Here is an 8,491-nt window from a genome sequence, read left to right as displayed (position 1 = left end):
AAGGAGGCGGGCTATCTCCTCGCTAGGTGGACGTCCCCCCCCCCCCCTCCCCACCCCCCCCCCCCCCCCCCCCCCCCCCCCCCCCCCCCCCCCCCCCCCCCCCCCCCCCCCCCCCCCCCCCCCCCCCCCACGGCCGTTCACGACCAGCGACCCGAGTCGGATCCGTCGCCAGTCGGGAACGAGTCGCGGCTTTCTGGACTGGGACGGGGCATGGCCGCGGACCCGCGGGGCAGACGGAATGCATGTCTGTCGCCAAGACCAGTGTCCTCGTCCTCGATTCCACCGATCCGGAACCCCTCGCGCGCTTCTACGCGACCCTGCTCGACGCCACCGTGCAACCCGCGGTCGACGACCGCGATCTGCTCCTCGTCTCCGGTCACGCCGGAGTGGTACTCGGGATCCGCCGTGACCTCGGTCAGGCGCCGCCGAGTTGGCCTCGCCCCGAGGACTCCCAGCAGGCTCATCTGCAGATCTTCGTGGCCCCGGAGGCCCTTGACGAGGCGGAGCGCGAGGCGGTGTCGCTCGGGGCTCGGCCCATCGCCGCCGAGCGCGACGGAACTCGTACCGACCGGCGCACGGACGTGCGCCGCTACACCGACCCCGGCGGTCACGCCTTCGTCCTGACCACGATGTCCCCCGCCCACTCCGGGCAGCCCCAGCAGCGTTTCTGATCCTCTGAACGACGCCTGTCGTTCAAGGCCGCCGCCCGGATCGGCTCCGTGGCGCCGCCCCGTCGGCGAGCGGCGCACTCGGCCTCCGCCTGCGTACAAGGCCTGCGTCCAGCGATGGTGTCGAGGGCTGTCGCACTCAGCACGGCGTACGCCGGCGACACCCTCCCGGGCTGCTGCCGAACGGGTGCCCCCGTTCCGGTGGATTGGCCGAACTACGCGTAGACCAGATAGGTGCCTGAGGCATGTAGTGGGAACGACATCAATCTCGAAGCCACCGATTCGCCCCTTGCGAGGCCCCCATGACGGAAGCCGTGGCGTTCCCCCAGAACCGGACCTGCCCCTACCACCCGCCCACCGCCTACGACCCGTTGCGCGAGGAGCGCCCGCTGTCGCGGGTGACCCTGTGGGACGGGCGCTCCGTGTGGCTCGTCAGCGGACACTCGGCCGGCCGGGCGCTGCTCTCGGACCCGCGTCTGTCCACCGACTCCACCCGGACCGACTTCCCGCTCACGACCGAGCGGGCCTCTTCCCTGCGTCGGCGCCGACGCGCCGCGCTGCTCGGCTGGGACGACCCTGAGCACAACGTCCAGCGCCGGATGCTGATCCCGAGTTTCACTCTCAAGCGTGCCGAGCGGCTGCGCCCGCGCATCCAGGAGACCGTGGACAGGCTCCTCGACGCGATGGAGGCCGCGGGCCCGCCGGCCGAGCTGGTGAGCGCGTTCGCACTGCCGGTGCCCTCGATCGTGATCTGCGACCTGCTCGGCGTACCGTACGAGGACCACGACTTCTTCGAGGAGCAGTCTGCCCGCTTGCTCCGCGGACCCACGGGCGAGGACGCCGAGGACGCGCTCGCCCAGCTCGAAGGCTATCTGGGCGACTTGATCGAACGGAAACGGCGCAAGCCCGGCGAGGGCGTGCTCGACGACCTGGTCGCGCGGCAGCCGGAGGTCGGCGGGCCCGACCGCGAGGAACTGGTACAGCTCGCCACGATCCTGTTGATCGCGGGGCACGAGACCACCGCGAACATGATCTCCCTCGGTACGTACACACTGCTGCGCCACCCCGAGCGGCTGGCCGAACTCCAGGCCGACCCCGGCCTCGTACCGGCGGCCGTCGAGGAACTGCTGCGGTTCCTGTCGATCGCGGACGGGCTTCTGCGGGTCGCGCGCGAGGACGTGGAGATCGACGGCACGGTGATCCGCGCGGGCGAGGGCGTGGTCTTCTCGACCTCCGTCATCAACAGGGACGCCACCGCCTACGCCGACCCCGACAGCCTGGACTGGTCGCGCTCGGCACGGCATCACCTGGCCTTCGGGTTCGGCATCCACCAGTGCCTGGGACAGAACCTGGCGCGCGCGGAGATGGAGATCGCACTCGGGACGCTGCTGCGCCGGCTCCCGGGGCTACGGCTGGCCGTCCCCGCCGAAGAGATCCCGTTCAAGCCGGGCGACACGATCCAGGGGATGCTCGAGCTCCCCGTCACGTGGTGAAAGGACCGCACGGATGCGCATCTCCATCGACGGGGACCTCTGTATCGGCGCCGGGCAGTGCGCCCTGACCTCCCCGGACTTCTTCACCCAGGACGACGACGGGTTCGGAACGGTGGTTCCCGGCCGGGAAGGGGGAGGAGGCCCACTGGTCCGCGAGGCCGCCCGCGCCTGTCCGGTCCGGGCGATCAGCGTCGAGGGGTAGGCCGCCTCAGTCGAACGCTGCGTCAAACAGCCGCTTCATCACCCGGCCGCCGCATCACCCGGCCCAAGCAGTGGCGCGGCCCGGCCAGGCGAACGGACAAGCCGGCCATCGTCTGCCGGGCCGCACCGCGTTCCGTCGATCGGCGTGGCCGCGCCGATGTCGGCCCGAAATGCCTACGCTCTTCCTATGACCGAGAGTGAGATCCAGCTCAAGGCGATCGCGGCGCTCACGGCCCTGCGCGGGGGAGTCGCCCAGGACTACGTCTCCGACCTGCTCGGCGACGTCATTCCGACGCGGTTCCTGGTACCCGACACCGACGATGCCGTGGAGGTCGGAGCGGCGGTTCTGACCCAGCTCACGGGACCGATCAGTGCTCTGGTCCGCGGGTTCATCCTGGCCTTCGAGACGGTGGCCGACGCGTACGACCAGACGGAGTCCGGAGAGCCCACCGAGCAGATCCTCCAGGCCCTGGCTCTGGAGATCGCAAGCGAATCTGACTGATCGACCGGATCGACCGGATCGACCGGATCGACCGGATCGACCGGATCGACCTGTCGACCGGATCGACCTCGGTCACGCGGGCGGGGTCGGTCAGGGGGGTGGGGTCGGTTACGGGGGTGGGGTCGAGCGCCTATGTGTCGCTGTTCGTCTCCGGGTGGGCTCCCGGGCCCTGATGGCGCGGGGCCAAGGGCGTGGGGGAGAGGGTCGAGGTCTCCTCGCCGGCCTCCAGGAGGGTGTCCGCGGCGCCCACGACGAGCGGGTCGGGTTCCCCTACGGCCTGGGGGTCCTTGCTCGTGTAGTCGATGCGCCGGAGAAGGCTGCGCATGGCCTCCAGACGCCCGCGGCGCTTGTCGTTGCTCTTGACGACCGTCCAGGGAGCGTGCACGGTGTCCGTCGCCCTGAACATGTCGACCTTGGCGGTGGTGTAGTCGTCCCAGCGGTCCAGCGATGCGAGATCGGTGGGGGAGAGTTTCCACTGTCGTACCGGGTCGACCTGCCGGATCGCGAACCGGGTGCGCTGCTCGGATCGCGACACCGAGAACCAGAACTTCACCAGGTGGATGCCGTCGTCGACCAGCATGCGCTCGAACACCGGGCACTGGCGAAGGAACAGCGTGTACTCGTCGTCCGAGCAGAATCCCATGACGCGCTCGACACCCGCCCGGTTGTACCAGGAGCGGTCGAAGAAGACGATCTCGCCCGGGCCGGGGAGGTGGGCGACGTAGCGCTGGAAGTACCACTGTCCGGCTTCCCGCTCCGTCGGCCTGTCCAGCGCGACGATCCGGGCGCCCCGAGGATTCAGCCGCTCCGTGAACCGCTGGATGGTGCCGCCCTTGCCGGCTGCGTCGCGGCCCTCACACACGACGACCACCCGTGCACCGGTGTCCTTGGCCCACCGCTGCAGTTTCAGCAGCTCGATCTGCAGGATCCGCTTGGTCCGCTCGTACTCGCCCCGCCGCAGCTTGCGGTCGTAGGGGTAGTTCTCCCGCCAGGTACGGATCGGGGCGCCCTCCGCGCTGAGAAGAACGGGCTGCTCGGGGTTGGTGTCGTCCACGCTGAGGCCACTGAGCAGATCCGGCCGGTCCGCGTTCCGGTCGTCGGCGCCGCTGCTTCCCGTCACACCATTCACCTCATTGTCGTGTCGTCGGCTGGGGTCCCGGCCCTGTCGCCAGGCTCGGGGTTCTCCACGTGATCCTTCCCCGATCATGAAGGACCGTCGGTCGAGTCGGCCGTGTTCGTCGAGCCCCCGCCGCGAGTCCACCCGGTCGTCGGTGAGCGACGGCGCTGCGGCAGGAGTGGAGGAGGAGTGGAGGACGTTCGTGCGACCACCGGCGTTGTCGGCGCTGAGTCCGGGACGGACTGCGCGCCGGTTGTCGACGGGTGGTCTGCCGGTGACGGGGTAGGCGCGTAAGCGAACGGCACTCGCCCCCGGGGCTTCGGGCATCAGGCCGCGGGGCGGCGGGTCCGTTCGTCCCTGGGACCGGCTCGTGCCGGTGATTCCGGACGGGGACGGGAGGACGTAGCGCACAGGCGCTGTTTGCACGCCGTCCTCCCGGACCGCGAAGTTCGGACGAATCCGTGGACGGACCGGGTCCTCCAGAACAAGCCATCGGCAGCATCACGGTCGATGTGGGCGAGATCGAGGAGAGGGCACACCGATGAGTCATCAGTCCCGAGGCGACGAATCCGCGCCGCCACACGAGGAACTGCGCAAGATGGTCGCGCACACCCGCGAGAAGCTCGGACAGACCGTGGACGCGATGGCCGCCAAGGCCGACGTGAAGACCCAGGCCATGGAGAAGGCGGCTGATCTCCGGACGCAGGCCGCCGCGAAGGCCGCCGGCATCACGGGTCAGCTCCGCGAGACCGCGGAGCACGCTGCCCAGCTCGCGAAGGACAAGACCCCCGACCCGGCTGTGGACAAGGCGGCTCACGCCGCCGCGCAGCTGCGTAGCACGGCTGCTCGGGCGGGGCAGCTCGCCACCGAGCGGACACCGGACGTCGTCGCCGACAAGGTCGGTCAGGGGGCGGCCGCAGCGCGGGCCTACCGGACGCCGCTGCTTGTGGGGGCCGCCGTGCTCGGCGTTCTCCTGCTCGTACGCCGGAGCCGGAGGCACTGATGAAGACCGCCAAACTGGCCTACCGTCCGGTAGGTCTGGCGTTCGGGTTCGCCGGCGGCATGCTGGCCCGCGCCGCCTTCAACCAGATGTGGAAGTGGGCCGGGCACGACGACGATGCGCCGGGCGCGATGGACGAGGAACGCACGTGGCGAGAGATTCTGCTCGCGGCAGCCCTGCAAGGCGCGATCTTCGCCGTCGTCAAGGCCGCCGTCGACCGCGCCGGAGCCACCTCGGTCCGGCGCCTGACCGGAACCTGGCCCAGCTGATGCCCGGGTGCCGCCGTCAGGCCGGACGGCGGCACCCGTCCGCACCCGCCCGCGCCCGTGCCCGTGTCACCAGAGGAAGGTGAGCCTGTATGAACATCCAGCAGGAGCCCGATCGGACGGACCGGCGCGATGAGCCGGATGCGCGCTATGAGGCGGCCGAGGCGGCCGAGGTGGACGAGCCACTCCCGCGCGACCCGCAGAACCAGCAGGCGGAGCGCGGAGAGGATCCTCTGGCCATACCCGTACCGGACTGGCCCGACTCCGAGGCGCCCGAGACCGACGTGGCGGGAACAGAACGCCGGGGCGACGCCGAGGAAGCGGAGCACGAGAGCTCCGGCGTCGACGAGCCAGTGGACTGATGCCATCGTCTGGCTTCCGCTCACCTGGGGCACCGGGCCGGCTCCGAGGAGCTGCCACTGAGCCGGCTTCGGGCTGGGTGGTACGCCTCTGAAGGCGGGCTCCGGGTACAGGCGCGGGCCGCGCCGGGGAGTCGGGTGGGGCAGCCCGCCATTTGACCCGCCAGGCCTGTGGAAGCGTGAGCGGGCGGCCCGTGGGGCGAATGTCACGGGCTGTGGTCGCGTCCGTCCCGTGGGGCGAAGGCCGTGAGGGCGTCGGCGTCGGTCGCGCGAGCGTTCAGGAAGTAGTCGGCCCATTCGGTGATGTCGGGGTAGGACGAGTCCTGGCTGAGCTGGGTGGCTGCGGCTTGGAGGTCGAAGTGCGTGGTGCGGAGTTCGACGCCGGGGCCCAGGAGGGCCCAGTGTGCTCCGGTTCGTCCGTAGGGCATGCCGATGCTGCCGGGGTTGATCACGAGTCGGCCGTGGGCGAGGCGGACGAACGGCATGTGGGTGTGGCCGCAGACCACAGTACGAATGTCGGCATCGAGTCCGTTGAAGACTTCCTCCCAGCGGTCGAGGCGGGAGTCGACCAGGACGACCTCCTCGTCGTCGCGAGGAGTGGCATGGCAGAACAACACCTTTCCCAGACCATTGACGGACAGGGTGAGTGATCGTGGAAGCGAGCTGAGAAGGTCGAGATGGTCTTCGCGGAGCTCTTCGGCAGCCCAGGGGGCGATCGGATCGGGGATCGTTTGGCGTTGCCCCCGGCGGTATTCGAGGAGTTCGCGGTCGGCGTTGCCGCTGATCCAGATGACGCGGTCGCCGAGACCGGTCAGCAGGTCGAGGACTTGCGTCGGTTGCGGGTCGGCGGTGATGTCGCCGGTGAGCACGATGTGATCGGCGGTGCTGACGTCTGGTTCGGCGAGTACTGCCTCCAGGGCCGGCAGGACTCCGTGAATGTCGGACAGGACGGCGACTCGGTTCAGCATGGTCACCACCGTGGGGCGACGGCAGCCGAACGGTGTGACCTTTCGCCCGGCGCGTAGTTCAAGGGGGGCCGTTCAGCGTGTGTGGTCGCGGGGTGCGTAGCCCTTCCAGAGGGCTCCGGCCTCGGTGGCGATGCGGGTGGTGCTCTTGACGTGATGGCACCCAGTGCCTGGGCGATGACGGGCGCCGGTGTCTGGAGACGAGCCGGCGGAGGCGCGGCCCCAGCGTGACGTGCCGGGCAGCGAGCCAGACCAGGAAGGCGCCGGCCTGGGTGAGCGGTCCACGGAGCTTCGGGCGCTGGAAGGGGTGGAGACGGTTGGAGGTGCCCGGTTCCTCCTCGAAGACGATCGGTTCCTCGATCCCGTCCTCGTCCAGGACGAGGTTCTGCCGGGCGGTGGACTGCTGGTCGGTCGCGACCGGTCTGCAGACCAGGCTCGCCGCCGAGGGGCCCTATGGTGCGGAGGATCGGACCCAGTCTGTCGTCGAACCCTGTCAGCAATCAGCCTCGGATCTGATGGGATTCGGGCGAGGGCGATTGGACGCGCCCCGGAGACGCGGCCGAGACGGACCGACGTCCGCCAGCGGTGAACAACCGTCCGAGCGAACTTGGCGGTCACTACAGTCCAGTTGCATGACGACGGTCACCACGCGTGCAGTGGAGTATCCAGCCGACCACCTGACGATGACCGGGCACCTCGCGCTCCCGGCCGGTGCCGATCGCCGGCCCGCAGTCCTGATCGGACCCGAGGGGGTGGGACTCAGCCACGTCGAGCGCCGCCGGGCCGAGGCCCTGGCGGAGCTGGGGTACGTGGCACTGGCCTTCGACATACACGGCGGGCGCTATCTGAGCGATCCCGAGGAGATGCTGGCCCGTTGCCTGCCGCTGCTCGCCGATCCCGACCGGATGCGGGGCATCGGCCACGCGGCGCTTGATGTGTTGCGCGCCGAATCGCGAGCCGACCTTGACCGCGTTGCGGCCATCGGTTACGGCACCGGAGGCGCCATCGCGTTGGAACTCGGGCGGGACGGCGTCGACCTGCGCGCGATCGGGACAGTCAATGCACTGACCACGGGCCGACCGGGCGAGGCGGCCCGCATTCGCTGCCCGGTGTGGGCCGGAGTCGGTTCGGAAGACCCGATCATGGCGCCCGCCCAACGGGAGGCATTCACCGCCGAGATGCAGTCCGCAGGCGTCGACTGGCGCCTCACGGTCTACGGCGGAGCCTTGCACGCCTTCCACCACCCAACGGTCGACCATGCCGCGCCCCCCGGTGTCGGCTACCACCCGCGGCACGCACAGCGAGCATGGCGCGACATCGTCGACCTGCTCGCCGAGTGCCTACCCATAACACAGTGAGCTTCTTCGAGTTGGCCGCCGATCGGGTGATGGTCGTGAAGCGCAACGAACGAGGTCCCGAGCTGTTGATCGAGATGCCTGACCGGGTCGGCGACGGCCGGGCCGACTACTCCCACAAGCACCGGCGCCACGGCGTGAACGTGCTGGTCGTCACCGACCCTGGCGGCCGGCTGCTGTGGCTCTCGCCCGCCCTGCCCGGCCGCACCCATGACCTGACCGCCGCCCGAACCCACCGGATCATCCGGATCTGCGAGCGCCAGGGCGTTCCCATCCTGGCCGATCTCGCCTACCTAGGTGCAGGACCGTGGCTGACGACCGGCATCAAACGCAAGCCACTTCAGGAACTCACTCCCACCGAGAAGACCCCCAACGGGCCCTGGCCGCAGCGCGAGCGCCCGTTGAACGCGGTGTCGCGAGCCTGAAGTCCTGGCGGATCTTCCGCAGGTCCCGGTGCAGCCCCAACCGCATGACGCCAATCGTCAAGGCCATCCTCACGCTGGAGCGGCAGCGCTGAAGATCCCTATTGAGCGCTCCGTCTGGCGACAACCGCCACATGAAGCGC

Annotated in this window: 10 protein-coding genes and 1 pseudogene; 9 read left to right on the top strand and 2 right to left on the bottom strand. The window is 70.0% G+C overall.

Annotated elements, in window-relative coordinates:
• Window positions 1-242: 242 nt before the first annotated feature.
• From ACZ4XX_RS27360 to ACZ4XX_RS27345, 4 genes are all read left to right on the top strand, one after another.
• The gene (locus ACZ4XX_RS27360; protein WP_468510521.1) at window positions 243-671 is read left to right on the top strand and encodes a VOC family protein; all 429 of its coding nucleotides are present in this window, start codon (window positions 243-245) and stop codon (window positions 669-671) included.
• A 299-nt stretch (window positions 672-970) separates the two neighbouring features.
• The gene (locus ACZ4XX_RS27355; RefSeq protein ID WP_468510520.1) at window positions 971-2,161 is read left to right on the top strand and encodes a cytochrome P450; all 1,191 of its coding nucleotides are present in this window, start codon (window positions 971-973) and stop codon (window positions 2,159-2,161) included.
• A 13-nt stretch (window positions 2,162-2,174) separates the two neighbouring features.
• Window positions 2,175-2,363 carry a ferredoxin gene (locus ACZ4XX_RS27350; protein WP_468510519.1) on the top strand — a complete coding sequence of 63 codons (189 nt, stop codon included), beginning with the start codon at window positions 2,175-2,177 and terminating at the stop codon, window positions 2,361-2,363.
• Window positions 2,364-2,549: 186 nt separating this feature from the next.
• Window positions 2,550-2,864 (top strand): hypothetical protein, encoded by a 315-nt coding sequence (locus ACZ4XX_RS27345; RefSeq protein ID WP_468510518.1) that lies wholly within the window; start codon window positions 2,550-2,552, stop codon window positions 2,862-2,864.
• Between the two features lie 130 nt (window positions 2,865-2,994).
• On the opposite strand, the gene ppk2 is transcribed toward ACZ4XX_RS27345, so the two are convergent.
• A complete protein-coding gene (gene ppk2 / locus ACZ4XX_RS27340; RefSeq protein ID WP_468510525.1) occupies window positions 2,995-4,071 on the bottom strand; it encodes a polyphosphate kinase 2 in 1,077 nt (358 codons plus the stop codon).
• A 451-nt stretch (window positions 4,072-4,522) separates the two neighbouring features.
• Between ppk2 and ACZ4XX_RS27335 the strand changes: the two genes are divergently transcribed.
• The 3 genes from ACZ4XX_RS27335 to ACZ4XX_RS27325 all read left to right on the top strand — a co-directional run bounded on the left by ACZ4XX_RS27335 (window position 4,523) and on the right by ACZ4XX_RS27325 (window position 5,609).
• Window positions 4,523-4,984: a DUF3618 domain-containing protein gene (locus tag ACZ4XX_RS27335; protein WP_468510517.1), complete on the top strand. Its 462-nt coding sequence runs from the start codon at window positions 4,523-4,525 to the stop codon at window positions 4,982-4,984.
• Window positions 4,984-5,250 (top strand): DUF4235 domain-containing protein, encoded by a 267-nt coding sequence (locus ACZ4XX_RS27330; protein WP_468510516.1) that lies wholly within the window; start codon window positions 4,984-4,986, stop codon window positions 5,248-5,250. Before ACZ4XX_RS27335 ends, ACZ4XX_RS27330 begins: the two co-directional genes overlap by 1 nt.
• 89 nt (window positions 5,251-5,339) lie before the next feature.
• Window positions 5,340-5,609: a hypothetical protein gene (locus ACZ4XX_RS27325; protein WP_468510515.1), complete on the top strand. Its 270-nt coding sequence runs from the start codon at window positions 5,340-5,342 to the stop codon at window positions 5,607-5,609.
• Window positions 5,610-5,812: 203 nt separating this feature from the next.
• Here the strand turns inward: ACZ4XX_RS27325 and ACZ4XX_RS27320 are convergent, their stop codons facing one another.
• A complete protein-coding gene (locus ACZ4XX_RS27320) occupies window positions 5,813-6,574 on the bottom strand; it encodes a metallophosphoesterase family protein (protein ID WP_468510514.1) in 762 nt (253 codons plus the stop codon).
• A gap of 629 nt (window positions 6,575-7,203) precedes the next feature.
• Between ACZ4XX_RS27320 and ACZ4XX_RS27315 the strand changes: the two genes are divergently transcribed.
• Together ACZ4XX_RS27315 and ACZ4XX_RS27310 are read left to right on the top strand one after the other, a co-directional pair.
• The gene (locus tag ACZ4XX_RS27315; protein ID WP_468510513.1) at window positions 7,204-7,929 is read left to right on the top strand and encodes a dienelactone hydrolase family protein; all 726 of its coding nucleotides are present in this window, start codon (window positions 7,204-7,206) and stop codon (window positions 7,927-7,929) included.
• A gap of 80 nt (window positions 7,930-8,009) precedes the next feature.
• Window positions 8,010-8,443, top strand: a pseudogene (locus ACZ4XX_RS27310) (transposase family protein); the annotation flags it as partial.
• Window positions 8,444-8,491: the final 48 nt, after the last annotated feature.

This window comes from Streptomyces sp. NPDC029956 (assembly GCF_055574655.1).
The sequence above is the reverse complement of the archived record's forward strand: the minus strand, read 5'-3'. Positions and strand labels throughout refer to the sequence as shown.